We start from the raw sequence: 735 nt of genomic DNA, 5'->3' as shown, positions 1-735 counted from the left end.
GCTATCCGCAGCTGCGCCTGAGCGGCTCGTTCAATATCGGCGCGCTGCGCGTGGCCGGCTCGCGCGACGACGGCAATGGCTGGTCGCTGGGCCCCAGCCTGAGCCTGCCTTTGCTGGACGGCGGCGCGCGCCGCGCCCAGGTCGATGCGGCCCAGGGCCGTTACGAGGAGGCGCTGGCGGCGCATCGCGGAGCGCTGCTGCAGGCGGTGCGCGAGGTCGAGGAGGCGCTGGTGCGGTTGGACTCGGCCCAGGCCCGCGAAAGCCATGTGGCGGCCAGCGTCTCGGCCTACGAGCGCTCGCTGGCCGGCACGCAAGAGCGCTGGCGCCAGGGGCTGGCCAGCGCGGCCGAGCTCGAAGACGCGCGGCGGCTGGCGCTGAACGCCCAGGCCAGCCTGGTGCAGGTACAGGAACAACGGGTCGCCGCCTGGGTGGCGCTTTACAAGGCCAGCGGTGGTGGCTGGCAGCAAGGGAGTAGCTCATGAACAAGACATTCAACACCGGCCTGCTGGCTGCTGCGCTGCTGATCGCAGCGGGCCCGGCGACAAGCCAGACAGCAGCCAAGGCCAAACCGGCGCTCAGCGTCAATCTGGTCAGCGCCAGCGCGCAGCAATGGGAGCAGGCCGTGCAGGCCGGCGGCACGGTGGCTGCCTGGCAGGAGGCGGTGGTCAGCGCCGAGCTGTCCGGGCTGCGCCTGGCCGAGGTGCGGGCCCAGGTCGGCGACCGGGTGCGGCGCGG

The 735-nt window shown here is 72.9% G+C and carries 1 protein-coding gene and 1 pseudogene; both read left to right on the top strand.

Annotated elements, in window-relative coordinates:
* The coding region (locus PO768_RS29015; protein WP_272648824.1) for a TolC family protein at positions 1–482 on the top strand (482 nt) is incomplete at its 5' end.
* A pseudogene (locus PO768_RS29010) lies at positions 479–735 on the top strand (efflux RND transporter periplasmic adaptor subunit); the annotation flags it as partial. The gene PO768_RS29015 and the pseudogene PO768_RS29010, both read left to right, overlap by 4 nt.

The sequence above is a fragment of the Paucibacter sp. XJ19-41 genome, assembly GCF_028462495.1.
Classification (GTDB): Bacteria; Pseudomonadota; Gammaproteobacteria; order Burkholderiales; family Burkholderiaceae_C; genus Roseateles_E.
Note: the sequence above shows the minus strand (reverse complement) of the source record. Positions and strands in the feature narration are given on the sequence as shown.